Origin of the sequence: Methylobacterium frigidaeris, from assembly GCF_022179185.1 — a bacterium.
Classification (GTDB): Bacteria; Pseudomonadota; Alphaproteobacteria; order Rhizobiales; family Beijerinckiaceae; genus Methylobacterium; species Methylobacterium frigidaeris.
This window is the reverse complement of the sequence record NZ_BPQJ01000020.1, coordinates 99,065-124,019: the sequence shown is the minus strand read 5'-3', so window position 1 is coordinate 124,019 and position 24,955 is coordinate 99,065. Positions and strand designations below refer to the sequence as shown.

The following is a 24,955-nucleotide window of genomic DNA, read 5'->3' as shown; positions in this document are numbered from 1 at the left end:
CCAATGAAACCACCAACGTTGCTCCGCCCGGCGCCGTTCGCTGAAAACCTCGGCAGCTCGCTTCAGCGGCGCATGTGAGCGAGCAGACGGTCAGTCAGTGGCCAGACGGTGACGGCGTCGGCGACATGCAGCGGGTCCCGGCCTTCGTGCCGGAGCCCGCCAGGAAGCACCGGGAGACCAGCGGCTCGGCGGCGCGATCACCGCAGCGGCAGCAGGCGGATCCGGCGCTGGTCTGCCAGCCGGGTCGGAGTCCCGAGCGCTTCCGCGAGCCCGAGAGACTGCAGGGCGGCGAGGGCGGCGACGATCTTGACGTGGCTGGTAAGGGTGAGACCCGCTGCGGCATCGACGTCGAGGGTGACGGCACCGTCAAGGTCGCACCCATACGCGCAGAGCAGCAGATAGGTCTTCAGCGCAGCGAGGTTGGGCGCCTTCCGGCAGGTGAGACCGTGCAGGGTGGCGATCGGCATGCCTGGCCGCGGCCCGTGCAGGAGGGACACCGCGGTGGAGGGGTGCAGGCCCGTCAGCCGGTAGGCGATCGTCCCGCCCGGCCGATCGCCGCAGGTGGCGACGAGGCCCTGATCGAGGAGTGCCTTCTTGTCGGCGCAGATCAGCGGGTCCGAGAGGCCGGACAGCGCGGCGATCCGCTCGTAGGACAGGAGGATCGGCGCCGGATCACCGCCGGCTGCGTCCTGGCTGACGACCAGGGCGAGGTAGAGCTTGAGCGCCGCGATCGAGCGCCCGAGGTAACCGGCATCGGCCCGGAAGGCGCGCAATCCGCCCTCGGTGATCCAGTCGGCCGGCAGGGGAGACGCCCGGCCCTCGCGCGCCCGCTCCACGGCCGCGGGCGGCACGGTCAGCCGGGCGCGGGCCGGGATCCGGGCCGGGTGGAGGAGCTCCGGATGCATCATGCGGTCGTCGGCCTCCCTACGGGCCTCGCAGCCGGGGCGGGCCGGCGGCACGCCGCGCGGCGCGTGCGAGATCATCGGCGGTACGATGCCGCTTTGCGGACATCAATAGGATGTCTCCTGCCGATGGTGCAGGCTGCCCCACCCGGCGGCGTCGCGCCGGGCCAGCGCACAAGGGTGGGTTGTGGTCCGGCAGCCGCGCGCCGCATTGCGGCAGGCACGCTCCGGAGGGAAGAGGACGTTGCGATGGGCTCCCGATGACGATACCGGCCGATGAAGGTCCCGTAATCGAACTCGGGCTCGGCGGCTCGCTGCGGATCGGCCGGGCGCGCATCGCCGTCGCCGAGACGTTCGCGCTCCTGCGGGCGATCGCCCGGACCCGCTCCGTGCAGGGTGCGGCCGCCGAGATCGGCCTGTCCTACCGCGCTGTCTGGGAGCGCGTCCGGGCGCTGGAGGCGGATGTCGGCCGCCCGCTCGTGCGCAAGACCCGCGGCCACGGCACCACGCTCACCGAAACCGGCGCCGCCCTGCACGAGGCACTGGCGGGCGCGGCCGAGGGCCTGGCCCTGCCGCTCGCCCGCGAGACCCGGGCGATGCAGGCCCGCCTCGCCGCCCTGCTTGAGCACCCGCGGCGCCTCGCCCTGGCGGCGAGCCACGACCCCCTGCTGATGGAGGTGCTGGCGCAGTGGGGCGGGGCCGAGGTCGCCGTGATGGGCAGCCGGGACGCGGTAATGCGGCTCATGGACGGGCGCGCCGATGCGGCGGGCTTCCATTGCGGGGCGGTCGGGCCCGCAGCGGCCGGCCCGCCCTTCTCCGACCTCGTCGCCGACCCGGCCTTCCGGGTCCGCCCGCTGTTCGAGCGCGAGCAGGGATGGCTCGTCGCCGCCGGCAATCCGCTCGGGCTGGAGACGACCGCGGACCTGCGCGCGACGAAGGCCCGCTTCGTCAACCGGCAGAAGGGCTCGGGCACCCGGGCTTGGTTCGACCGGCTGCTCGCCGAGACCGGGATCCCGCCGGAGGCGATCGTCGGCTACGGGCTGGAGGAGTTCACCCACCAGGCGGTGGCGGCGGTGATCGCGTCCGGCGCGGCCGATGCGGGGTTGGGCGCCCGCGCCGCGGCGGAGCGGTTCGGCCTCGGCTTCGTATCGGTCGGCTGGGAGGTCTACGGCCTCGCCGCCAGCGCGTCGCTGCCGGGGGACGGGCTCGACCGGGTCGAGGCGATGCTGAGTGAGCGGATCGGGGATGCTCCAGGGTATCGGTTGCCGGCGCGAACGGCAGCGTAGCACCCCCGACCGCGCGGGGGATTGCACGCAAGCGGATGACGGGCGTCCGGGGATCGCGCGGCGGGACGGTCTCGCCGCGCTTGATTCGACCGAATGTCCGATCATCATGCCGGCAGGGGCGTGCGACACCGCTCCCCGTGCCCCACCGCCCCGAAGAGTGCCGCCATGCCCGCGCCCGCCGCCCCCTCGACGATCTACGACCACGGCCTCGACCGGAACCCGGCCAACCACCAGCCGCTCACGCCCCTCACCTTCCTCGAGCGGGCGGCCACGGTCTTCCCCGACCACACGGCCGTGATCCATGGCGGGCTCACGCGCAGCTACCGCGACCTCTATGCCCGCTGCCGGCGCCTCGCCTCGGCGTTGAGGGCCCGCGGGATCGGGCGGGGCGACACGGTGGCGGTGATGCTCGCCAACACCCCGGCGATGATCGAGTGCCATTACGGGGTGCCGATGGCCGGCGCGGTGCTCAACACCCTCAACACCCGGCTCGACGCCGCGATCATCGCCTTCTGCCTCGATCACGGCGAGGCCAAGGTGGTGATCACCGACCGGGAATTCGCCCGCACCATGGGCCCGGCCCTGGCGCAGGCCGGGGTGACTCCGCTGGTGATCGATTACGACGATCCCGAATATGACGGCCCGGGCGAGCGCCTCGGCACGGTCGAGTACGAGGACTTTCTCGCCGCCGGCGACCCGGCTTACGCCTGGCCGATGCCGGGCGACGAGTGGGACGCGATCACGCTCAACTACACGTCCGGCACCACCGGCGATCCGAAGGGCGTGGTCTACCACCACCGCGGCGCGTCGCTCCTGGCCGTCGGCAACGTCGTGGCGGGCAATCTCGGCCGGCACCCGGTCTATCTGTGGACCCTGCCGATGTTCCACTGCAACGGCTGGTGCTTTCCCTGGACCCTGTCGGTGGTGGCCGGCACCCATGTCTGCCTGCGGCAGGTGCGGGCGAAGGCCATGTACGACGCCCTCGCGGATCACGGCGTCACGCATCTGTGCGGAGCGCCGATCGTGATGTCGCTCCTCATCAACGCGCCGGAGGCCGAGCGGCGCGCGCTGCCGCGCCGTGTCGCCTTCCTCACCGCGGCGGCGCCGCCGCCGGAGGCCGTGCTCGCCGGCATGGCGGAGGCCGGGTTCGACGTCACCCACGTCTACGGGCTGACCGAGACCTACGGCCCGGCGGTGGTGAACGAGTGGCACGCCGACTGGGACGCGCTGGCTAAGGACGAGCAGGCCGCCCGCAAGGCGCGCCAGGGCGTGCGCTACCCGCCGCTCGAAGCCCTCGACGTGCTCGATCCCGAGACGATGCAGCCCGTCCCGGCCGACGGCGAGACCCTGGGCGAGGTGATGTTCCGCGGCAACGTGGTGATGCGCGGCTACCTCAAGAATCCGGGTGCCACCGAGGCCGCCTTCCGGGGCGGCTGGTTCCACTCGGGCGACCTCGGGGTGAAGCACCCGGACGGCTACATCCAGCTCAAGGACCGCTCGAAGGACATCATCATCTCGGGCGGGGAGAACATCTCGTCGATCGAGGTCGAGGAGGCCCTGTTCAAGCACCCGGCGGTGGCGGCGGCCGCGGTGGTGGCCAAGCCCGACGAGAAATGGGGCGAGACGCCGTGCGCCTTCGTGGAGCTGAAAGGCTCCGAGATGGTCTCGGCCGAGGAGTTGATCGGCTGGTGCCGGCAGTCTCTCGCCGGATTCAAGGTGCCCAAGCACGTGGTCTTCACGGAGCTGCCGAAGACCTCGACCGGAAAGGTGCAGAAATTCGTGCTGCGGGAGATGGCCAAGGCATTGTGACGAAGCTTGCGCGGGCTGTCAGTCGCGGGCTCTCCCATGGGGCCCGCCGCCCGCTCTGTCATGCCTGTGGATCGTGCCTCTGGGGCAGGGGCCGCCGCGTCGAACGCTGGCGCGGCGGCACTAACGGGTTTTTCTGGGCTAGTGCATCACGCGGGTGGACGTCGTCCGCAGACGACTGATCTCATCCTTCAAGTGAAGCTTTCGCCGCTTGAGCTCTACAATTCGCAAGTCGTCGGTGGAGAGGTGGGTGATTGCGTCCTGGATCTCGCGCTCCAAGGCTTCGTGCTTACGCTCGAGCTCGGAGAGATGCGTGTGCAGCGACATCAGCCATTGCCTCCTGTCATGTAGGTGACACACCCAACCTGCCACAGCCCGCGGCCGATGTCGAAGGTATTTGTTGCTGCACCTGCGTAATGCGCCGCAGGCGCGGCGGGCCCGAGAGGGGCTGCACAACCCTGCCGGCGCCCTTGCCGGAGGCCGGGGGCTGGTTCATGCTTCGCCACCTCTCTCCAGGGCTGGGGCGGCGATGGCGTTCGAGTTGAGTGCGGAATCGACGGCGGAATTCGAGAGCGAGCTGGCGCGGCTCCGGGAGGAGCATCGCGACCTCGACGACGCGATCGAGGCCCTGTCCGGGGTCATGGCCGGCGACCGCCTGCAGCTCCAGCGCCTCAAGAAGCGCAAGCTCGCCCTGCGCGACCGCATCACCTTCCTGGAGGACCAGCTCACCCCGGACATCATCGCCTGACGGGCGGGCCTGGCCAAGCGTTTGCGTTTGCGTTTGCGTTTGCGTTTGCGTTTGCATGCTGCTTGCACGAATGCAAACGCGTCGCTACTGCGGGAACCATCGGCTGCGGCCCGCTCGCGGCTTAGCAGCGCTTTCTAGAGGATGCGCTTGACGATGGCGGCAGCGCCCCCCGTCGCGGTGATCATGGGCAGCCAGTCGGACTGGGCCACGATGCGCCACGCGGCCGAGACCCTCGACGCGCTCGGCGTTCCGTACGAGGCCCGCATCGTCTCGGCCCACCGGACCCCGGACCGCCTGGTCGCCTTCGCCAAGGGTGCGAAGGCCGCCGGCTTCCGGGTGGTGATCGCCGGCGCCGGAGGTGCGGCCCACCTGCCCGGCATGGCGGCCGCGATGACGCCGCTGCCGGTCTTCGGCGTGCCGGTCGAGTCGAAGGCGCTGTCGGGCCAGGACAGCCTGCTGTCGATCGTGCAGATGCCGGCCGGCATCCCGGTCGGCACGCTCGCGATCGGCCGGGCCGGCGCCGTCAACGCGGCGCTCCTCGCCGCCGCCGTGCTGGCCCTGACCGACGAGGCCCTGGCCGAGCGGCTCGACGCCTGGCGCGCCCACCAGAGCGCGGCGGTGGCCGAGCACCCGGATACGAGCGCCCCGTGAGCACGCCCCCTATCGCCCCCGGCGCGACCATCGGCATCATCGGCGGCGGCCAGCTCGGCCGCATGATCGCGGTCGCGGCGGCGCAGTACGGTCTCAAGGCCCATATCTACTGCCCCGATCCCGACAGCCCGGCCTTCGAGGTGGCGGGACGGCGCACGGTCGCGGCTTACGACGACGCGGCGGCGCTCCAGGCCTTCGCCGATTCCGTCGACGTGGTGACGTACGAGTTCGAGAACATCCCCCGCGCCGCCGCCGAGATCCTGGCCGCCCGCCGGCCGCTGCATCCGAGCGCCTCGGCGCTGGCGACGACGCAGGACCGGCTGACGGAGAAGAGCTTCGTCGCCGGCCTCGGCATCCCGGTGGCGCCGTTCCGGGCGGTGGACGATGCCGCGGGCCTGAAGGATGCCGTCGAGGAGATCGGCCTGCCGGCGGTGCTGAAGACCCGGCGCTTCGGCTATGACGGCAAGGGGCAGGTGATGCTGCGCGACGCGGTCCCGGACCCCGCCGCCGTGATGGCCTCGCTGCGCGACCAGCCCTGCATCCTCGAGGGCTTCGTCGCCTTCGAGGCCGAGGTGTCGGTGGTGGCCGCCCGCAACGCGGAGGGCGGCTTCTCGGCCTACGATCCGTGCGCCAACGAGCACCGCCACCACATCCTCGCCCGCACCATCGTGCCGGCCCCCGGCATGACGCCGGAGACGGCCGCCGAAGCGATGGCGATCGCCCGCACCATCGCGGATGCGCTCGACTATGTCGGCGTGCTGGCCGTCGAGATGTTCCTGGTGCGCGGACCGGACGGCCGCGCGAGCGTGGTGGTCAACGAGATCGCCCCGCGGGTGCACAATTCCGGCCACTGGACCATCGAGGGGGCCGAGACCTCGCAATTCGCCCAGCACGTCCGGGCGATCTGCGGCTGGCCTCTCGGCAGCCCGGCCCTCACCGGCCGATCGGTCGAGATGCTGAACCTGATCGGCGACCAGGCCGGGGACTGGACCCGGATCCTCGCCGAGCCGGGCCGCCACCTCCACCTCTACGGCAAGGGCGAGGCTCGCCCCGGCCGCAAGATGGGCCACGTCACCCGGGTCACGACCGGGGCTTGAGCGAAGCCGGAATCCGATCGTTCGGATCCCCGATCACCCCCCGCGGTGCGGCCTTGCGGCCACACCCTGCCGGCGCGGCGCCCTCCCCTGCCCCAGCGGCGGCGCGAGGCCACACCTTCGCCACATCGTCCCGCACAAGCGTCGAGGACGCATCGCTTTAAGCCGGCGTTCACCCCGATCCGGAATGGTTCTCCGGCACCGGGACCGCGGCTCAGGCGGGGCGTGCGTGCGAATGGCGAAGGTGCGCGGCGCGACGAGGATGCGCCGCCCCGGGGGAGCGGGCGATGAACAACGTGATCGGCTTGAGCCGCGTGACACCGGCGGCCCGGGTGCTGGGGGCGACCGTGCTGACCGCGCTGGCGCTCGCCGGCTGCGACACCGTCAGCCGTGCCACCGCGACGCGGCAATTCGCCGTGGTCGAGGCCGACAAGTCCGGGGCGACCGAGGTCAACATCGCCTCGCTGTCGGACGTGATCCAGCGCAATCCGAGCGACGCGGCGGCCTACAACACCCGCGGCGCGGCCTATGCCCGGGCGGGCAACTTCGACTCGGCGATAGCCGACTTCACCAAGGCGATCCAGCTCGACCCGAACTCGGCCTCGGCCTACGGCAACCGGGCCCTGGCCTACCGCCAGTCGGGCCGCAACGATGCGGCGTTGCAGGACTTCACCAAGGCGATCACCGCCGATCCGAACTACACCGCCGCCTATATCGGCCGGGCCAACCTGCAGCGGGCGCAAGGGAACTTCGAGGCCGCCTACAGCGACCTGAGCCAGGCGATCCGCCTGACGCCGGAATCGGCGGAAGCCTATCACGCCCGCGGCCTGGTGCGGCAGGCACAGGGCCAGCATCGCGCCGCGATCGGCGACTTCGATGCCGCCATCGACCGCAATCCCTTCGTGAGCGCGCCCTACGCCGCCCGCGGGCAGAGCCTGATCGCCACGAACCAGTACGACAAGGCGATAGAGGACTACAACGCCGCCCTCAACGTCAACAACAAGGACGCGGATTCCTGGGCCTACCGGGGTCTCGCCTACGAGAAGTCCAACCGCCGCCAGGAGGCGACGGAGAGCTACCAGCGCGCCATCGCCATCGACCAGGGCAACGCGATCGCCAAGCAGGGCTTGGGGCGGATGCAGGGCGGGATGGCGTCTTTGTTCCGGTAGAAGCAGCGCGGATTTCGCGGATGAACGAGGCTTCCGGCGACGCGTCGGGAGCCTTTCTCGTCTGCACGGACGCCGCGAAAAACCCTCCCCCTCCGCGGGGAAGGGTGGCCCCTGCGTCAGCAGGGGCCGGGAGAGGGGACGCCGCTTCCGGAGAGATCGTGACCGTGGTGACGAGCGCTCCCTGGATCGGCGTCGCGCTGCCACTCTCCCGCCCCGCATCCGCAGGGCACCCTCCCCCGCAGAGGCGGAAGGGTTTTTCGCGGCGCGCCGCTCGGCCGGAACTTACAAGATCTTCCGGTACTGGATGAATCCGGGCCGGTCCGCCAGCGTGTCGTACAACGCCCGCGCCGTGACGTTGGCCTCCTGGGTCAGCCAGTACACCCGGCTCGCCCCCGCCTCCCGTGCCGCCGCGTAGACCGCCTCGATCAGCGCCCGCCCCGCCCCCTTCCCGCGGGCCTCTTTCGCGGTGAACAGGTCCTGCAGGTAGCAATACGGCCCGGCGGTCCAGGTCGAGCGGTGGAAGATGTAGTGGACGAGGCCGATCACGCTGCCGTCCTCCTGCTCGGCCACGAGGGCATGCATCGGCTCGGCGGGATCGTGCAGGTGGGCCCAGGTGAGATCGCTGACCTCGGGGGAGACCGTGGCGCCGTAGAAGGCGAGGTAGCCCTGCCAGAGCGGCTCCCAGGCGGCGCGCTCGTCGGGGCGCAGCGGGCGAATGGTGAGGGTGGGCATCCGGCGGCGGTCCTGTCGTGGGGAATCGCCGTCAGGGTCGCGGGGAAAGGCCCCCGGATCAAGGGCCGCGCCGTGACCACGGCGCGGCCCTTGATCCGAAAGGTCCTACTTCAGGTGGAACTTGTCGAAGTCGCGGTGCTCGGCCTCGATCCGGCGCACGGTGCCGGTATGCGAGCGGTAGACCACCGTCTCGGTGCGGATCGTGCTGCGCCCGAACTTCACGCCCTTGACCAGCGCCCCGTCGGTCACGCCGGTGAGCGCCACCACCACGTCGCCGCGGGCGAGGTCGTCGAGGGCGTAGAGGCGGTTCGGATCGGAGACGCCCATCTTGGCGGCGCGGTCGCGCTTCTCCTCGGTGTCGAGGATCAGGCGGCCCTGCATCTGGCCGCCGATGCAGCGCAGCGCGCCCGCCGCCAGCACGCCCTCGGGTGCGGCGCCGATGCCGAGATAGATGTCGATGCCGGTCTCCTCCGGCATGGTGGTGAAGATCACCCCGGCCACGTCGCCGTCCGAGATCAGGCGCACGCCCGCGCCCGTCCGGCGGATCGCCGCGATCAGGTCGGTGTGGCGCGGCCGGTCGAGGACGAGGGCGGTGATCTCGGCCGGCGGCACGCCCTTGGCCTTGGCGAGCGCGTGGATGTTCTCCTCAGGAGACGCGTCGAGATGCACCGTGCCGGCCGGGTAGCCCGGGCCGATGGCGATCTTGTGCATGTAGACGTCGGGCGCGGCGAGCAGGGTGCCGCCCTCGGCCATCGCCATCACGGCGACGGAGCCCGGCATGTCCTTGGCGCAGAGGGTGGTGCCCTCCAGCGGATCGACCGCGATGTCGACCTTCGGGCCGGAGCCGTTGCCGAGGGTCTCGCCGATGAACAGCATCGGGGCCTCGTCGCGCTCGCCCTCGCCGATCACGACCGTGCCGTCGATCGGCAGGCGGTTCAGCTCGCGGCGCATTGCGTCGACGGCGGCCTGGTCGGCGGCCTTCTCGTTGCCCTGGCCGCGCAGGCGCGCCGCCGCCACGGCGGCCCGCTCGGTGACGCGCACCAGTTCGAGAGTCAGGATGCGCTCGATGACCTGGCTCGGTCCCGGCTTCTTGGCGTCCGACATGCGTTCGTGATCCTCGTGCTCGTCCTTAGGCCCGGGTCTTAGAGGAGAAACCGGCGCCGCTGAACTGAATTTTGTCAATGACCGGGTCGGTTAGCGGTGGATTGCGCGGGATGGTTGTCCGGTCAATCCGTCGCCACGATGGATGGCGACTTGCTGGGACCACCCGCCGGACTCACTCGCGCTCGATGCGGATGAGCTGGGGCGGCTCGGAGAGGAGGCCGTCCGCCGCCATCGCGTCGAGGCTGGCGCGGATCGCCGCCTCGGTCGCCGCGTAGGTGATCAGCACCAGCGGCACCGGCAAGCCCGAGCGGCCGTGGCGGTCGCGGGCCGCCGCGCTCTCGGAGCGGTGTTGCAGGATGCTCTCGAGCGAGATCTCGCGCTCCGCCATCTTCGTCGCGACGCCGGCGGCGACGCCGGGGCGGTCGTGCACGGTCAGCCGGATGTAGTAGCCGCCCTCGTGGCGCTGCATCTCCGCCCGCGCTGGGGCCGTGAGGCTCGCCACGGGGCGGCCGAAGGTCGGGGGCGTGCGGCCCGCGGCCACGTCGGCGATGTCGGCGACCACCGCCGAGGCGGTGGCCTCGCCGCCGGCGCCGGGGCCGATCAGGGTCAGCTCGCGCAGGGCATCGGTGTCGATGGTGACGGCGTTCGTCACGCCCATCACCTGGGCGATGGCCGAGGATTTCGGCACCATGGTCGGGTGGACCCGCTGCTCGATGCCGGCCGCCGTCGCCTCGGCGACGCCGAGCAGCTTGATCCGGTAGCCGAGCTCGTCGGCCATGCGCAGGTCGAGGGGGGTGATCGCCGAGATGCCCTCGACCGAGACGCCCTCGGCGTCGAGCTCGGTGCCGAAGGCGAGGCTCGTCAGGATCGCGAGCTTGTGGGCGGTGTCGAAGCCCTCGACGTCGAAGGTCGGGTCGGCCTCGGCGTAGCCCAAAGCCTGCGCGTCCTTCAGGCAGGCCTCGAAGGTCAGGCCCTCCAGCTCCATCCGGCTCAGGATGTAGTTGCAGGTGCCGTTGAGGATTCCGTAGACGCGGGAGATCCGGTTGCCGGCGAGCGCCTCGCGCAGGGCCTTGACCACCGGGATGCCGCCCGCCGCCGAGGCCTCGAAGGCCAGCGCCACGCCGGCCGCTTCCGCCGCGCGGGCGAGGGCCGGGCCGTGCCGGGCGAGGAGCGCCTTGTTGGCGGTGACCACATGCTTGCCGGCCGCGAGCGCCGCCTCGACGGTCTCCCGCGCCTTGCCTTCCGCGCCGCCGATCAGCTCGACCACGCAATCGACCTCGCCCGAGCGGGCGAGCGCGACGGGATCGTCGAACCAGGTCACGCCCTGGAGGTCAAGGCCGCGGTCGCGCCCGCGGTCGCGGGCCGCGACGGCGGTGACCCGGACCGGCCGCCCGGCGGTGGCGCCGATCGCCTCGGCGCGGCGCGCGACCATACGGACGACGGAGGCTCCGACGGTGCCGAGACCGGCGATGCCGAGGCGGAGGGCTTGAGTCATGGCGAACAATCCGGGCAGTCAGGCGCCGGGCCCGAATGTCGCGGCCCCGCAGCCGGGTCCTTCTGCAACGGTTTCCGGACCCGTGCAAGGAAGCGGACACCTAGGTCAGGCAGGCCTCGGGTCAGGCAGGCCTCGGTCAGGCAGGTCCCGCGCGGCGGGCCGCCCGCACCAGGCCGTAGAGCACGCAGGCGTTCAGCAGGTGCCAGAGCCAGTGAGTGCCGAGCGGCAGGATTGGGCAGAGGGCGGCGTCGAGGGTGCGCGCCGTCAGCGAGACCAGGAACAGCGCCCCGATCCCGATCAGCGCGGCGCCATCCCGTTTGCCGAACCGCCACGATGCCGCGCCGACGCCGAACAGGGCCAGCGCGGCGGGCGCGTAGGCGACCGAGCCGTTGCTGAGGGCCCCGAACGGCTGCCCGGCGAGGCGCGACAGGGCAGGTTCGAAGAAGGCCGCGGCCGCCGCGAAGGCGAGGGTGCCGGCGAGCGCCGCCAGGGCGGAAAATCCGAGGAAGCGCCGCAGGGCGAGGAAGAAATAGGCGTGGATGAACAGCGTGATCGGAATCACGTCGGCGAGCATCGCCCATTGCACGGCAAGCGTGTGGAAGACCGCGCTGCCGAGGCCGATCACCCCGATCAGCCAGGCGAAGCCGTCGGCGACCGGGTCCGGCGCCCGGCCGCGCCGCAGGAGCAGGATCGCCGCGATCACGAAGGCGGCGTTCGAGACCGCGTTCGACGGCTCGGCGAGGAGCCCCGGCCCGGAGCGCTCGCAGTAGTCGCGCAACGGCTCCCACCATTCCGACGCCATGCTGCCCGGTCCCCACCTCGCCGCCCCCCGCGGCTTGCCAGCGCTGCGCGAAACCCCGATGACGGGCGCCTCACACACGAGTGCGGTTGCGAGCGGCGCGAGACGCGATGCGGATCACCACCTGGAACGTCAATTCGGTCAAGCAGCGCTTAGCCCATCTCCTGGCCTTCCTGGCCGAGGCGCAGCCCGACGTGGTCTGCCTCCAGGAGCTGAAATGCGTCGACGACGCGTTTCCGCGCACCGAGATCGAGGAAGCCGGCTACGTCGTGGCGACCCACGGCCAGAAGGCGTTCAACGGCGTCGCGCTGCTCGCCCGCCGGCCGCTGCCGTTGCAGGAGATCCGCCGCGGCCTGCCGGGCGACGCGAGCGACGAGCAGGCGCGCTACATCGAGGCGGTGATCCCGACCGCGACCGTGCCGGTGCGGGTCGCCTCGATCTACCTGCCGAACGGCAACCCCGTCGCCACCCCGAAATACGATTACAAGCTCGCCTTCATGCGCCGGCTCCAGGCCCATGCCGTGGCCTTGCGGACGCGCGAGGAGGTGCTGGTGCTCGCCGGCGACTACAACGTGATCCCCGAGCCCGAGGACGTGGCCGATCCGGCGGCGTGGACGAGCGACGCGCTGTTCCTGCTCCAGACCCGGGCGGCGTTCCGCGCCCTCCTCAACGAGGGCTTCACCGATGCCTTGCGCGCCTGCGACGGGCGGCCGGGCGTCTACAGCTTCTGGGACTACCAGGCCGGCTGCTGGCCGCGCAACCAGGGCATCCGGATCGACCACCTGCTGCTGTCGCCGCAAGCCCTCGACCGCCTGGTCTCGGCCTCGGTGCAGAAGCACCTGCGCGGGCTCGACAAGCCCTCCGACCACGTGCCGGTGACGGTGGAACTCGATCTCGGCTGATCAACCGGCGGCGGGCCGGAGGTAATCGGCCTGGAACTCGGCGATGGCCTGCAGGCCGGCGAGGTCGAGGATCTCGACCCGCTTGCCGCCGACCTCGACCAGCCGCATCAGGCGCAGCTGCCGCAGCACCCGGTTGACGTGCACGTTCGACAGGCCGGTCGTGTCGGCGAGGTCCTGCTGCGTCAGGGCGAGGTCGTAGCCGGCCCTCGTTGCCCAGCCGACGGCGCGCAGCCGCTCGTGCAGCTCGCACAGGAGATGCGACACCCGCTCGATCGCCGAGCGGCAGCCGAGATTCATCACCCACTCGCGGGTCGTCTCCTCCTCGGCGAGCTTGGCGTAACGTAAGGCCCGGGCGATGCCGGGATGCCGTTCGGTGAAGCCCGCCAGCACCTCCCGCGGGACCCGCGCCACCCGGCAGGGCCCGAGGGTGCCGACGCTGTGGTTCAACCGGCTCAGATGCACGAAGTCGGGGTCGCAGAGGTCCCCGGGCACCAGGTAGGCGGTGATCTGGCGGGTTCCGCTCGGGCGGTGGCGGTAGCGGCAGACCACCCCCTCCAGGACCAGGACGGCGCTGTCGGGGGCGCTGCCCTCGACCAGGAGGTCGAGGCGCCCCTCGACCCGCTGCGCTCCGGCACCGAGACCCGTGAGCGCCGCGTGCTCCTCCGGGTCGAGGGGGCCGTAGGCGGAGAGCTTGCGCACGATCGGGTGGAGCAGGTGCCCGCCCGGGGATGGTGCGGCGGGATGGTGCATCGTCAGTGTCGTGGACGTCGCAGTCATGGTCGCGCCTCGCGGGCGAGCTGACCGAGCACCAGGACGAGGTCCCGGTGCCAGGCCGGCTTGGTCAATCGGGGCGCGGCGCGCAGCTCGGCGCAGGCGGCAGCGTCGCACGCATCGTCGGCGTGAACCAGGAACGGCACGCCCCTCCTCCGCAGCGCCCGGGCGAGGCGGCTGCCGTCGCCGTCCCGGAGCGGAAGATCGAGGACGGCGAGGTCGGGCGCGCTCCGGGCCATCCAGGCCAGGGCCTCGGCCTGACTCGTCAGCGGCCCGGCGACCCGGTAGCCGGCCTCCGCGAGCGTGTCGCCGACCGCGAGGCCGACCAGCGGATCCTCCTCGATCAGCAGCACCATCGGATGGTGGTCGTCCTGTCGCACGCTCGCCCCCGGTCTCGACCCGCGGATGCGCGCCGTTGCCAAGAGTTATAGGCGCACGATACCGCACACGTAAGAGATCGCGCAGTTCGGTGTTGTATCGTACAATTGCAGCACACGATGGCGGTTCCCAAATTAGCGCAGGATATCGAATATATTATTTTCGGTTGTCAAATGACATTCTATATATCATTTGTTATGATCATTTGTTGTTTGATGCTATCGGTTTGGGTTATTAGAAACTTCCTGCTAATCGGCGACGAGGATTCCTGTTGGGACAGCACGCCTCGGCTGTCGACCGGCGAGGAGGGATCCGTGCCGCAGACCCGGCAATCAATCCTACGCAACCGCCTCCTGCGGGCCATGGCGCCCGACGATTTCGAGCGGCTTCAGCCGCATCTCGATCCCATCGCGCTGCAGCTGCGCGAGGTGGTGATCGCCCCGGACGCGCCGGTGGACGAGCTGTTCTTCCTTGAGACCGGCATGGTCTCGATCTCGACCGCCCATGACGAGCGCCGGATCGAGGTCGGCCTGATCGGCCGCGAGGGGCTGGTCGGCGCGGTGCCGGTCGCGCTCGATTGCACCACCACGCCGCATGTCTTCTTCGTCCAGCTCTCGGGCGAGGGGTTGAGCATCGGCCGGGACGCGTTCTGCGCCGCCATCGCCGAGAGCCCGGCCCTGCGCCGGCTGCTGCTGCGCTACGTCCACACCCTGATCGTCCAGATCACCCAGACCGCCTACGCCCACGCCTCCTTGAGCCTCGAGGGGCGCCTCGCGCGCTGGCTGCTGATGTGCCACGACCGGTCGGACAGCGACGAGCTGGTCCTCACGCACGAGTTCCTGTCGATGATGCTGGGGGTGCAGCGGGCGGGGGTGACCCTGGCGATCCAGAACCTGGAGGGCGCCGGCCGCATCCGGGCCAAGCGACGCCGGATCGAGGTGCTCGACCGCGGCAAGCTCCTGGCGCTGACGAACGGCAGCTACGGCACGCCGGAAGCCGAATATGCCCGGCTGATCGAGGGCGCCTGATGCCGCTCTACTTCTTCCATCTCCGGCACGGCCCCGACCCGAACGGCCTGGCGCAGGACCTGGAGGGGGACGAGCTGGCCGGCCCGGAGGCGGCGCGCGACCATGCCCTCGCGGTCGCCCGCGACCTGATCGCCCGGGTGCGGCTGCACGCGGTGCGGGACTGGTTCTCCTGCACCTTCGAGGTGACGGACGAGGGCGGCCACCTGGTGATGACCGTGCCGTTCTCCGACACCGTCACGGAGGAGGACGAGGATTAAGCCCGGCGGCGAGGCGCCGCGCGATCCAGGCCTCCGCCGCATCGAGATCCACGAAGGTCTCCGCCTGCGGCGAGGCCAGGCTGCCGAAGCCCGCTTCGAGGAACCACAGGCCCGCCTCGTCACCATACTCGTCGGAGAGGCAGACCAGTACCGCCGCGAGGGTACCGTCGACGAAGACGAGCAATCCCTGCTCGGCCTCGCTTCCAGTCCTGACGCGCACCGGCTGGAGCGTGAGTTCCATAGCGGGGCAACGAGGCGCGGCTTGCTTGGTTCTGGTGCGTTCCGGGCATGGCTGCCTCCCGGCGGGAATGGCCGCCTCCCGGAACGGGGGTAGCCGGCGCCGATTGCCCGTGATGCCCGCCTCGGAGCGGGGCGCTTCACGAAGGAGCCGGACATGAAGGCCAGGATCACCGATGTCATGACGATTGCCGTCGCACTCGTCGTCGGCAGCACCGGACTCGCCGCGGCACAGGGGGCGGGCGGATCCGGCGGGGGCGGCGTCGGCGGTGGCACGCTGGGCGCGGGCTCCGGCAGCCCGAACAGCACCGGCGCCGCCGGGCAACCAGGCATCAGCCAGGACAGCGGCAAGGGCGCCGGTCACAGCAGCCTCAGCACCGGCACCACCGGCGCGGCGGCGGTGCCGCCTGGCGAGCGTGCCGGCGGCAGCGCGACGGGAGCGGGCGAGCCGGGGCGGGGGGCGCCGCGGTAGCCTGACTCCGCGCCCTCGTCTTCAGCAAGGACCTCATCGGGCAAAGTCGCGCGTTTCCCTCTCCCGTCTGGGAGAGGGAAACGCGCTTGACCTTGTGAAAACAGAGCCTGTGGCGTCGCACGATCGACACCCATCGCATTCCGAGGATGATGACGCTGGGATTGCCGCCCAGCCATCCCGAAATCGCCGAAGATTGATTCAGGTTGAGGACGGGGGCCCAGAACCGGCCCAGTGTCCCCTTCGCCACGCCGGCCCTGTCCCGTCCGAACGACGGCACTCGGCTGGTGTCGCATCCGCGGGCCGGGACCTCGTCTCCCCGAGTTCAGCGCATCAGCCCGGCCCGCCCGCCTTCTCGTCCTCCGGCACCACATCCACCGCGACCCGCAGGCTCTGCGCGCCCGATCCGGCGATGATGCCGGCGACCGGGGCGACGTCGGCGTAGTCGCGGCCGCGGGCGACGACGATGTGGTCGTCCTGCACGCCGATGCCGTTGGTGGGATCGAGGCCGATCCAGCCCTCCCCGCACCAGACTGAGACCCAGGCATGGCTGGCATCCGCCCCCTCGAGCCGGGGCTGGCCCGGGGGCGGCAGGGTGCGCAGATAGCCGCTGACATAGGCCGCCGGCAGGCCGAGGCCCCGCAGGGCGGCGATCATGATGTGCGAGAAGTCCTGGCACACGCCGCGGCGTCCGGCGAAGGACTCGGCGAGCGGCGTGCCGACCTCGGTCGCCTCGGAATCGAAAGCGAAATCGGCCCGGATGCGGCGCATCAGGTCGAAGGCGCCCGCATAGGCGCCGCCGCCGGCGGGAAAGCTCGCCCGGGCGTAGTCGGTGATCTCGGGCAGGAGCGGCACCCGCCGGCTCGGCGCCGCGAAGTGCAGGGGCGCGTCGGGGCCGAGGCCGGGCCAGGTCAGCACCTGCGCCCGCACCTCTTCCCAGGCCGGACCGGTCCCGGGGTCGGGCAGCGGTGGCCGCTCGACTCGGACGCGGGAGCGCGCGTCGATGCGGAATTCCCGGTGCGGCGTGTCGACGGTGAGTGACACCGCGCGGTTGCCGAAGAAGTCGGCGCGCTCGGTCGCCGTCGGCGGCGCGGGCTCGACCACCATCTCGTGCGAGAGGAGCGCCTGCCCCTCCCCCGCCGCCGGCGCGAGGCGTAAGGTGCAGCGGGCGAAGCCGACCGGGTTGCGGTAGGCGTAGGCCGTCAGGTGACGCAGGCGGTACAGCATCGGTGCGGTGAGATCACGCCAGGGTGGTGAGGTTCTCGGGCCGGGCGGCATCCGACCCGCCCGGGAAGTAGCGGGCGCCGATCGCCTCGGCGATCTCCCACAGCCGCATTTCCCAATCCGCCACCGTTCCGAGCGGCAGGGTCGCGGCTTCCGCCGCGGCGATCTCGCCCGACAGGCCGGCCACCAGCCGCACCGGCAGCTCCGCCACCCCGTCCTGGCGCAAGGACGGCAGGACGGCCAGGCGCTCGGCCAGCCGCTCGACCTGGAAGGCGAGGGAGCGCGGATTGTAGGGATCGAGCAGCACCATGTCGCGCACCGGCGCCAGGGCGACGCCGAGGATGTAGCGCGCGCCGTAGGAGATGCGGGAATCGACGAGGTCGAGCAGCACCCCGAGATCGTCGGTGCTCGCCCCCGCAGCCCCGAATTCGAGGGCGAAGCGGCAGGCATTGACCGCCCGCTCGACGCGTCGGCCCATGTCGACGAAGGCGAAGCCGCCGGCCCGGTTCATGTTCTCCTGGGCGAGGCCGGCGAGGGCCGCGGTGAGGGAGAGCGCGCGCTCGGCCCGGTCGAGGAGGGCGGCTTCCGAATCCAGGCCCTCCGCCGGCGCCTCCAGGACGGCGCGCAGCGCCCAGAGCGCCCGCCACGCCTCGCCCGACAGGCGCTCGCGCAAGGATGCGGCGTTGCGCCGGGCCGAGAGAGCGTGGGCCAGCCCCGAGCCCCACTGCCCCCCGTCCGAGAGGGCGTGGTGGGCGAGCGCCGCCGCCGGCCCCTCGGCGGAGGGCACGGCGCCCCAGGCATGCAGCAGGGCCCGGATGCGGGCCGAGGTGGCGCGGTCCTCCGTAGCCATCGAGACGGCGCCGGCGCCGTCGAGGAAGCAGGCGGTGAGGCGGATCACCGCCTCGGCCCGCTCCAGGTGGCGGCCGAGCCAGAACAGGTTGTCGGCGGCCCGGCTCGGCAGCAGGCCGGGCACCCGGCGCACCGTCACCCGGTCGCTCGGGGGCAGGAGGCTCGCCTGGGCGGCGACGGGACTGGCGGACAGCACCCAGACGTCGGCGGCGCGCACGCCCGCCCCCATCGCCACCGGGCGCACGTCCGGCGTCTCGGAGATGCGGCAGAAGCCGCCGGGCATCACCTGCCAGCCGTCCGGGGTCGCGGCGGCGAAGACCCGGAGCACGAAGGGCCGGGGCACGAGCCGCGTGCCGTCCCAGACCGGGGCGGTGGAGAGCCGCACCGGCTCGTGGGCAACGAGGTCGCCGGGCCGGTCGCGCAGGACGGCGCGCAGGCGCGCGGTCTCGGCCGCGTCGCGCCCCTCGCCGAAGGCCCGGCTGGTGAAGGCGCCTTGCGCCGGCGCCGCCGCCGGGCGGAAGGCGAGGAAATCGAACCGCTCCATCACGGCGTCCCGCTGCACGGGGTCGCCGCACCACCAGGTCGGCAGGCCGGGCAGGCGCAGGGATTCGCCGAGCAACCGCTCGCACAGGGCCGGCAGCGAGGCGGTGAGCCAGGCGCTCTCGACGAGGCCGGTGCCCGGCATGTTGCCCATCGCCACGACGCCGGTCCGCAGGGCCTCGACGAGCCCGGGGGCGCCGAGGCGGGAGGCGGGGTTCAGCTCGAGCGGGTCGACGAAGTCGCCGTCGACGCGCCGCCACAGCACGTCGACCCGCTTCAGGCCGGCGACGGTGCGGATCGACACCATCCCGTCCCGCACCAGGAGGTCGTCGCCCTCGACGAGGGAGAAGCCGAGATAGCGGGCGAGCACCGCCTGCTCGACGTAGGTGTCGCTGTAGGGGCCCGACGTCATCAGCCCGATGCGCGGCTCGGCCCGGGTCGCCGCCGCCGCGAGCCCGTCGCGAAACGCCTGGAAGAACGAGGCGACGCGCTCGACGTCCAGCGCCCCGTAGACCTCCGGCAGGGCCCGGGCCATGACCAGGCGGTTCTCGAGGGCGTGGCCGGCGCCGGACGGCGCCTGGGTCCGATCGGCCAGCACTCGCCAGGCACCGTCCGGCCCGCGGGCGAGATCGGCGGCGTAGAAATGCATGTGGCGCCCGCCCGGAGCCGAGACGCCGACGAGGGGACGCAGGAATTCCGGGTCGCCCGCCGCCGCCGCCGCCGGCAGCAGGCCGGCCCGGGCCAGCGCCCCCTCGCCGTAGAGGTCGGTCAGCACCGCCTCCAGCAATTCGGCGCGCTGCGCCACCCCCGCGGCGATCGCCTGCCACTCCGATCCTTCGATCAGGAGCGGCAGGGCACCGATCGGCCAGTCGCGCTCGGTCGCCTCGCCATAGGCCCGGTAGGCGATGCCGGTCTCGTGGATGTGCCGCCCGGCCGCCGCGAGGCGGGCGGCGATCTCGGCGTCCGGCAGCCCGGCGAGGCGGCGCAGGAATCGGTCCCAGGCCGGGCGCCTGGACCCGTCCGGGGCGAGCAGCTCGTCGGGCAGGCCCGGCAGGGCGGCGTAGCCCGCCGTCCAGCGCGCCAGCCGCTCCTCCGGCCCGTCCTCACGGGGGGCCGGCGCCGGGATGTCCGCCTGCGCCAGGGCCGCGCTCATCGGGGCCTCGCTCACCGGGGATTGGGCGTGCGCAGGTCGAGGGTGAGGGGGAACTCGCGCCGGGGTTCCTCCGGCGGCACGCTCACCCGGCCCGGGGTGTGGCCGTTCTCCTGGAAGCGGGCGAGGCGGCGGCCTTCCGCCTCATAGGTGTTGATCGGGAAGGTCTCGTAGTTGCGTCCGCCCGGATGGGCGACGTGGTAGACGCAGCCGCCGAGCGACCGCCCGCTCCAGGTGTCGAGCACGTCGAAGGTGAGCGGCGCGTGGACCGGGATGGTCGGGTGCAAGGCCGAGGCCGGCTGCCATGCCTTGAAGCGCAGGCCCGCCACCGCCTCGCCGGAGCGCCCGGTATCGGTCATCGGCAGGCGCCGGCCGTTGCAGGTGACGACGTGCCGGCTGGGCACGTAGCCCGACACCTTGACCTGCAGGCGCTCGACCGAGGAATCGACGTAGCGCACCGTGCCGCCGATGGCGCCCTCCTCGCCCAGCACGTGCCAGGGTTCCAGGGCCTGCCGCAGCTCGAGCTTGACCCCGCCGCGCTCGACCTCGCCGTAGCGCGGGAAGCGGAACTCGGCCTGTGCCTCGTACCAGGCCGGATCGAAGGCGTAGCCGGCGCGGTCGAGGTCGCCGAGCACCGACTGGAAATCCTCCCACAGGAAGTGGGGCAGCATGAAGCGGTCGTGGAGCGCCGTGCCCCAGCGCACGAAGCCGCCCTCCTGCGGCTCGCGCCACAGCCAGGCGACGAGGGCGCGCAGCAGGACCTGCTGGGCGAGGCTCATCCGCGCCTCGGGCGGCATCTCGAAGGAGCGGAACTCCAGGAGGCCGAGGCGCCCGGTCGGGCCGTCGGGCGAGTAGAGCTTGTCGATGCAGATCTCGGCCCGGTGGGTGTTGCCGGTGACGTCGGTGAGGATGTTGCGGAACAGCCGGTCGACGAGCCAGAGCGGCACCTCCGGCCCGTTCGGAGGCGGCACCTGGGCGAGCGCGATCTCGAGCTCGTAGAGCCCGTCGTGGCGCGCCTCGTCCATGCGCGGCGCCTGGCTGGTCGGGCCGACATAGAGGCCGGAGAACAGGTAGGACAGCGACGGGTGGCGCTGCCAGTAGAGCACCAGGCTCTTCAGCAGGTCCGGCCGGCGCAGGAACGGCGAATCGGCCGGGGTCGAGCCGCCGAGCACGACGTGGTTGCCGCCGCCGGTGCCGGTGTGGCGCCCGTCGGTCATGAATTTCTGGGCGCCGAGCCGGGTCTGGCGGGCGTCCTGATAGAGGCCGGTGGTGATCTCGACCGCCTCGCGCCAGGTCTTGGCCGGCTGCACGTTGACCTCGATCACGCCGGGATCGGGCGTGACCTTGATCACCGACAGGCGCGGATCGTAGGGCGGCTCGTAGCCCTCGACGTGGAGCGGCTGGCCGATCTCGGCGGCGGCCTCCTCCAGGACCGAGAGAAGGCCCAGATACTCGTCCACCCGCTCGATCGGCGGCATGAACACGCAGATGACACCGTCCCGCGGCTCGACCGCCAGCGCCGTCCGCACCGCGACGCCGATCGGGACCGGCGGGCGCGGCGGGGCAGTGACGACGGTGGAGAGCGGCCCGCGCTGCTCCAGCGGGTCCTGCGGCACGTAGTAGGGATAGGCGCCCGGCGGCACGTAAGGAAGAGAGGCGAGCGGCAGGCGGAAGCCCGCCGGCGAATCGCCCGGCACCAGGTAGATCGCGCCGCGCTTGAGCTGCCACAGCTCCGAGACCCAGTGCCGATCGGCACCGACCGCCACGTTGGCGAGCGGCAGCACGTAGCCGACCGCATTCTCGAGCCCGCGGGTGAACACCCGAGCCATCCGCCGCTGCGATTCCTCGTCCCCGACCTTCGGGTCGAGGGGCGTGACGTTGATCGGCAGGTCCGCCACCTTGCGGTCCCAGTGCTCGGGATCCTCGAACAGCGGCTGGATGTAGGGTTCGAGGCCGAGACGGCGGGCGAGCCCCCGGACCAGCGCCTCGGCCTCCTTGATCCCGGCGTTCCGCGGCCCGGTCTCGGAGGCGATGAGGCCCGGGTCGCGCCAGACCGGCTCGCCGTCCTTGCGCCAGTAGAGGCCGAAGGCCCAGCGCGGCAGGCTCTCGCCCGGATACCACTTGCCCTGGCCGTAATGCAGGAAGCCGCCGGGGCCGAAGCGGTCGCGAAGCCGCCGGATCAGCTGGTCGGCGAGGCCGCGCTTCGTCGGCCCGACCGCGGCGGCGTTCCACTCCGGCGCTTCGAAATCGTCGACCGACACGAAGGTCGGCTCGCCGCCCATGGTCAGGCGCACGTCCTGGTCGGCGAGATCCTGGTCGATCCGGTCGCCCAGCGCGTCGAGGGCGGCCCAGGCCTCGTCCGAGAACGGCTTCGTCACCCGCGGCGCCTCGGCGACGCGGGTCACGTTCATGGCGAAGTCGAAATCGACCTCGGCCGGTTCGGCGAGGCCGGCGATCGGCGCCGCCGAGCGGTAATGCGGGGTCGCGGCGAGCGGGATGTGGCCCTCGCCGCAGAGCAGGCCCGACGTCGCGTCGAGCCCGATCCAGCCGGCGCCCGGCACGTAGACCTCGGCCCAGGCGTGGAGATCGGTGAAGTCGGTCGAGGTGCCGGCCGGCCCGTCGACGGCCGTGGTGTCGGGCACGAGCTGGAGCAGGTAGCCGGAGACGAAGCGGGCGGCGAGGCCGAGGCGGCGCAGCACCTGCACCATCAGCCAGGCCGAGTCGCGGCACGAGCCGCTGCCCTTGCTCAAGGTCTCGGCGGGGGTCTGCACCCCCGGCTCCATCCGCACGACGTAGTTCACCGCGTCGCGCACCAGGGCGTTCAGCGCCACCAGGAACTGCACGGTGTTGGGCTCGGCCGGCAGCCGCGCCATCAGGGCGTCGATCTCCGGTCCGCCCTCCTCCACCGCGAGGTAGGGGCCGAGCTCGGCCTTCAGCTCGTCCGGATAGGCGAAGGGCCGGGTCTGGGCGTAATCCTCGACGAAGAAGTCGAACGGGTTGATCACCGCCATGTCGGCGACGAGATCGACCTCGATCCGGAACTGCGTCGTCTTCTCGGGAAAGACCAGCCGGGCGAGCCAGTTGCCGTTGGGGTCCTGCTGCCAGTTCACGAAGTGGTTGGCCGGCGTGACCTTGAGGGCGTAGCTCTCGATCCGCGAGCGCGTATGCGGCGCCGGCCGCAGGCGGACCACCTGTGGCCCGAGGGCGATCGGCCGGTCGTAGGTGTAGGACGTGACGTGGTGCAGGGCGGCCTTGATCGACACGACGACTCCGAACCTTCTACTTCGATGAGGGGGTGAGCCCGCCGGCCTGTCCGTGCGCGTGCCGTGGATTCCAACCTTGGGCTTCTACACCTTGGCCGGGCCCGCGTCAGCCGCCGCATCGCTCGATGAATGGGGGTCCTTGCACGGGCCTCGCGTCTCTCTGCGTCATCTCGAAGCCTCGTCGCGGGCGGCAGGGCGAAAAAATGAGGCAAGTCCCGTGCCGTCAGGGACGGAACTTCCGGCGGGGAAAGTCCTTGGTGAGGTCAGGCCCCGCCGGGTACACACCCGGATGTCCCGCGGGGCCCGGACGCCGCGATGAAGATCTTCCAGTGCCAAGCCTGCGCGCAGCCGGCCCATTTCGAAGCCGATGCCTGCGAGAGCTGCGAGTGCCGCCTCGGCTATGACCCCGACCTCGCCGACATGACGGCGATGCTCCGGGCCGGCTCGCGCTGGCGCGGCCTCGCCGACCCGCGCCGCCGGTACCGCGCTTGCGCCAACCGCGAGTCGGGGGGCTGCAACTGGCTCGTCCCCACGGGCTCGGGCGAGACCTACTGCCTTGCCTGCCGGCACAACCGGGTGGTGCCCGACCTGTCGATCCCCTGGAACCGGACCCGCTGGCGCGAGGTCGAGGCGGCCAAGCGTCGGCTGTTCTACGCCATGCTGCGCCTGCGCCTGCCGCTGGCCTCGCGGCGCGAGAACCCGGCCGGCCTCGCCTTCGACTTCCTGGTCGACCCGGCGGAATCCTACCTGATCGGCCCGCCGGTGCTGACCGGGCACGATAACGGCCTCATCACCCTCAACATCGCCGAGGCCGACGACGTCGAGCGCGAGCGCCGGCGCACGCAGTTCGGCGAGCATTACCGCACGCTTCTCGGGCACTTCCGCCACGAGATCGGGCACTATTTCTGGAACGTGCTGGTGCGGGCCGATCCCTGCCTCGACGCGTTCCGGACGGTGTTCGGCGACGAGCGGGCCGATTACGGCGCGGCGCTCCAGCGCCATTATGCCCATGGCCCGGCGGAGGGCTGGCAGGAGACCTACGTCTCGGCCTACGCCACCTCCCATCCGTGGGAGGACTTCGCCGAGACCTGGGCCCACTACATGCACATCGTCGACACGCTGGAGACGGCCAGCCAGTTCGGGGTGCGGGTCCAACCGAAGCTCCAGGCCGGGCCCGCGCTCCACGCGCCGATCACGCTCGCGGCGAAGGTCGATTTCGACCCCTATCACAGCCCCGATTTCGGCCGACTGATCGAGGCCTGGCTGCCGCTGACGTTTGCCATGAACTCGCTCAACCGCAGCATGGGCCAGCCGGACCTGTACCCGTTCCGGATGACCCCGGCGACGATCGGCAAGCTGTCCTTCGTGCACGACCGCATCTACGCCCGCACCGATGCGCCGGAGGCCGAGGCCGGCACCCTGCGGGCGGTGATCGCCGGCCTGCGCCATCGGGTGGCGGCGCCGCGCTCGGTATGAGAACAGAATTATCGACATCCGACCCATCGTCCTGAGATCCCCTGGTTCAGTCCGGGGCCGCGCAGCGGAGCCCGGAATCCAGAACCGCAAGATGTTCAGCGAAAGGGTGGACAGCGCTCCGCTTCGTTCTGCACGACCGGCGGTTCTGGCTCCCAGACCCCGCCGTGCCGCCCCCTGGATGACGCTGCGCGGCGGGCTCTTTCCTCAGAATAGACCCTCCGGAACGACGTGAAACCGCGCCCGTCCTCGCACGATCAGGGGACGCAGTCGCGCGACGAGCCACATTCCGGCACGGTCGTCGCCTCACCCCGGGCACAAAGAGCCGGCATCTCCCGCCCATGCCGCCGACCGACCGCATCGCATGTCAGATCTTCACCGCAAGCTTAGCTGTGGCGAGGTCGCAACACCGCGAAAGCATCCCAGCTTTGCCCCAGACCGCCCCCCGCTCCGCCGCGTTCCCGCCATAAACCGACGGCACCTCAACGGCCACGTTAAACGACTGTCCCCACAGTGATTTATCGCGGTGTTTCCGGGTTCCCGGGGATCGCGGGCGGCGCTGGCGGATTGACCCGGAAACGGGTTCGTTTCGCGGAGCCGTCCCAGGGCGGCGCAGGGAGCGGGACCG

23 protein-coding genes are annotated in these 24,955 nt (G+C 71.7%); 11 read left to right on the top strand and 12 right to left on the bottom strand.

Going from position 1 to position 24,955, the window contains the following annotated elements:
- Positions 1-197: 197 nt before the first annotated feature.
- Positions 198-983 carry a hypothetical protein gene (locus tag MFF64_RS20775; protein ID WP_099898892.1) on the bottom strand — a complete coding sequence of 262 codons (786 nt, stop codon included), beginning with the start codon at positions 981-983 and terminating at the stop codon, positions 198-200.
- Between the two features lie 179 nt (positions 984-1,162).
- On the opposite strand from MFF64_RS20775, the gene MFF64_RS20770 reads away from it, so the two are divergent.
- Positions 1,163-2,188 (top strand): substrate-binding domain-containing protein, encoded by a 1,026-nt coding sequence (locus MFF64_RS20770; protein WP_099898894.1) that lies wholly within the window; start codon positions 1,163-1,165, stop codon positions 2,186-2,188.
- A gap of 165 nt (positions 2,189-2,353) precedes the next feature.
- Positions 2,354-3,997: an acyl-CoA synthetase gene (locus MFF64_RS20765; RefSeq protein WP_099898896.1), complete on the top strand. Its 1,644-nt coding sequence runs from the start codon at positions 2,354-2,356 to the stop codon at positions 3,995-3,997.
- Between the two features lie 138 nt (positions 3,998-4,135).
- On the opposite strand, the gene MFF64_RS20760 is transcribed toward MFF64_RS20765, so the two are convergent.
- A complete protein-coding gene (locus MFF64_RS20760; protein WP_099898898.1) occupies positions 4,136-4,321 on the bottom strand; it encodes a YdcH family protein in 186 nt (61 codons plus the stop codon).
- 202 nt (positions 4,322-4,523) lie between these two features.
- On the opposite strand from MFF64_RS20760, the gene MFF64_RS20755 reads away from it, so the two are divergent.
- The 4 genes from MFF64_RS20755 (at position 4,524) to MFF64_RS20740 (ending at position 7,656) form a co-directional block, all read left to right on the top strand.
- Complete coding sequence (locus MFF64_RS20755; RefSeq protein WP_238192285.1) at positions 4,524-4,742, top strand: YdcH family protein; 219 nt, start codon at positions 4,524-4,526, stop codon at positions 4,740-4,742.
- A gap of 153 nt (positions 4,743-4,895) precedes the next feature.
- Entirely contained in the window at positions 4,896-5,393 is a 498-nt protein-coding gene (purE, locus tag MFF64_RS20750; protein WP_099898902.1) for a 5-(carboxyamino)imidazole ribonucleotide mutase, read from the top strand.
- Positions 5,390-6,490, top strand: coding sequence for a 5-(carboxyamino)imidazole ribonucleotide synthase (locus tag MFF64_RS20745; protein WP_099898904.1), 1,101 nt, complete (start codon positions 5,390-5,392; stop codon positions 6,488-6,490). Before purE ends, MFF64_RS20745 begins: the two co-directional genes overlap by 4 nt.
- A gap of 284 nt (positions 6,491-6,774) precedes the next feature.
- Positions 6,775-7,656 (top strand): tetratricopeptide repeat protein, encoded by an 882-nt coding sequence (locus tag MFF64_RS20740; RefSeq protein WP_099898906.1) that lies wholly within the window; start codon positions 6,775-6,777, stop codon positions 7,654-7,656.
- 282 nt (positions 7,657-7,938) lie between these two features.
- Here the strand turns inward: MFF64_RS20740 and MFF64_RS20735 are convergent, their stop codons facing one another.
- The 4 genes from MFF64_RS20735 to MFF64_RS20720 form a co-directional block, all read right to left on the bottom strand.
- A complete protein-coding gene (locus MFF64_RS20735; RefSeq protein WP_099898907.1) occupies positions 7,939-8,388 on the bottom strand; it encodes a GNAT family N-acetyltransferase in 450 nt (149 codons plus the stop codon).
- 105 nt (positions 8,389-8,493) lie between these two features.
- Positions 8,494-9,492, bottom strand: coding sequence for a class II fructose-bisphosphatase (glpX, locus tag MFF64_RS20730; protein WP_099898909.1), 999 nt, complete (start codon positions 9,490-9,492; stop codon positions 8,494-8,496).
- Positions 9,493-9,664: 172 nt separating this feature from the next.
- Complete coding sequence (locus MFF64_RS20725; protein WP_099898911.1) at positions 9,665-10,987, bottom strand: homoserine dehydrogenase; 1,323 nt, start codon at positions 10,985-10,987, stop codon at positions 9,665-9,667.
- A gap of 136 nt (positions 10,988-11,123) precedes the next feature.
- Complete coding sequence (locus MFF64_RS20720; protein WP_238192284.1) at positions 11,124-11,789, bottom strand: ceramidase; 666 nt, start codon at positions 11,787-11,789, stop codon at positions 11,124-11,126.
- Between the two features lie 107 nt (positions 11,790-11,896).
- On the opposite strand from MFF64_RS20720, the gene xth reads away from it, so the two are divergent.
- Entirely contained in the window at positions 11,897-12,688 is a 792-nt protein-coding gene (gene xth / locus MFF64_RS20715) for an exodeoxyribonuclease III (RefSeq protein WP_099898915.1), read from the top strand.
- On the opposite strand, the gene MFF64_RS20710 is transcribed toward xth, so the two are convergent.
- Together MFF64_RS20710 and MFF64_RS20705 are read right to left on the bottom strand one after the other, a co-directional pair.
- On the bottom strand, positions 12,689-13,465 hold the full coding sequence (locus tag MFF64_RS20710) for a Crp/Fnr family transcriptional regulator (protein ID WP_238192283.1): 777 nt from the start codon (positions 13,463-13,465) through the stop codon (positions 12,689-12,691). It lies immediately after the preceding gene.
- Positions 13,462-13,839, bottom strand: a complete 378-nt coding sequence (locus MFF64_RS20705) for a response regulator (protein ID WP_133122965.1) — start codon at positions 13,837-13,839, stop codon at positions 13,462-13,464. Before MFF64_RS20705 ends, MFF64_RS20710 begins: the two co-directional genes overlap by 4 nt.
- A gap of 312 nt (positions 13,840-14,151) precedes the next feature.
- On the opposite strand from MFF64_RS20705, the gene MFF64_RS20700 reads away from it, so the two are divergent.
- Complete coding sequence (locus tag MFF64_RS20700) at positions 14,152-14,865, top strand: Crp/Fnr family transcriptional regulator (RefSeq protein ID WP_099898921.1); 714 nt, start codon at positions 14,152-14,154, stop codon at positions 14,863-14,865.
- The gene (locus tag MFF64_RS20695; RefSeq protein WP_099898923.1) at positions 14,865-15,122 is read left to right on the top strand and encodes a DUF6894 family protein; all 258 of its coding nucleotides are present in this window, start codon (positions 14,865-14,867) and stop codon (positions 15,120-15,122) included. The genes MFF64_RS20700 and MFF64_RS20695 overlap by 1 nt, the downstream gene beginning before the upstream one ends.
- Here the strand turns inward: MFF64_RS20695 and MFF64_RS20690 are convergent.
- Positions 15,100-15,363, bottom strand: coding sequence for a hypothetical protein (locus tag MFF64_RS20690; RefSeq protein ID WP_099898925.1), 264 nt, complete (start codon positions 15,361-15,363; stop codon positions 15,100-15,102). The genes MFF64_RS20695 and MFF64_RS20690 overlap by 23 nt on opposite strands.
- Positions 15,364-15,516: 153 nt before the next feature.
- Between MFF64_RS20690 and MFF64_RS20685 the strand changes: the two genes are divergently transcribed.
- Positions 15,517-15,831, top strand: a complete 315-nt coding sequence (locus MFF64_RS20685; RefSeq protein ID WP_099898927.1) for a hypothetical protein — start codon at positions 15,517-15,519, stop codon at positions 15,829-15,831.
- Between the two features lie 330 nt (positions 15,832-16,161).
- Here the strand turns inward: MFF64_RS20685 and MFF64_RS20680 are convergent, their stop codons facing one another.
- The 3 genes from MFF64_RS20680 to MFF64_RS20670 are packed head-to-tail and all read right to left on the bottom strand — an operon-like array spanning position 16,162 to position 22,854.
- The gene (locus tag MFF64_RS20680; RefSeq protein WP_238192282.1) at positions 16,162-17,055 is read right to left on the bottom strand and encodes a transglutaminase family protein; all 894 of its coding nucleotides are present in this window, start codon (positions 17,053-17,055) and stop codon (positions 16,162-16,164) included.
- A gap of 13 nt (positions 17,056-17,068) precedes the next feature.
- Positions 17,069-19,594 (bottom strand): circularly permuted type 2 ATP-grasp protein, encoded by a 2,526-nt coding sequence (locus MFF64_RS20675; protein ID WP_238192281.1) that lies wholly within the window; start codon positions 19,592-19,594, stop codon positions 17,069-17,071.
- An 11-nt stretch (positions 19,595-19,605) separates the two neighbouring features.
- Positions 19,606-22,854: a transglutaminase family protein gene (locus MFF64_RS20670; RefSeq protein ID WP_099904807.1), complete on the bottom strand. Its 3,249-nt coding sequence runs from the start codon at positions 22,852-22,854 to the stop codon at positions 19,606-19,608.
- Between the two features lie 315 nt (positions 22,855-23,169).
- On the opposite strand from MFF64_RS20670, the gene MFF64_RS20665 reads away from it, so the two are divergent.
- The gene (locus MFF64_RS20665) at positions 23,170-24,330 is read left to right on the top strand and encodes a zinc-binding metallopeptidase family protein (protein ID WP_238192280.1); all 1,161 of its coding nucleotides are present in this window, start codon (positions 23,170-23,172) and stop codon (positions 24,328-24,330) included.
- Positions 24,331-24,955 lie beyond the last annotated feature (625 nt).